Origin of the sequence: Ruoffia sp. FAM 26254, from assembly GCF_045528545.1 — a bacterium.
GTDB lineage: Bacteria > Bacillota > Bacilli > Lactobacillales > Aerococcaceae > Ruoffia > Ruoffia halotolerans.
In genome coordinates this window covers 1-255 of the sequence record NZ_JBGQQY010000140.1, presented here as the reverse complement: position 1 = coordinate 255, position 255 = coordinate 1, and the positions used below count along the sequence as shown (strand labels likewise).

Below are 255 nucleotides of genomic sequence, written 5' to 3'. Positions count from 1 at the left end.
TTTAAAAAAGGTCAACAAAGCTAGAATAGTAATGAGCAAAAGCTCAAACAATCAATTATGAGAGTTTGATCCTGGCTCAGGACGAACGCTGGCGGCGTGCCTAATACATGCAAGTCGAACGCACTGAGGGAGAACTTGTTCTCTTGACGTGAGTGGCGCACGGGTGAGTAACACGTGGGAAACCTACCCTTCAGCGGGGGATAACCATCGGAAACGATGACTAATACCGCATAGACGACAGAACCGCCTGGTTCA

The 255-nt window shown here is 48.2% G+C and carries 1 rRNA gene; it reads left to right on the top strand.

Going from position 1 to position 255, the window contains the following annotated elements:
- Positions 1-53: 53 nt before the first annotated feature.
- Positions 54-255 (top strand): 16S ribosomal RNA (locus ACEN3Z_RS12020); the annotation flags it as partial.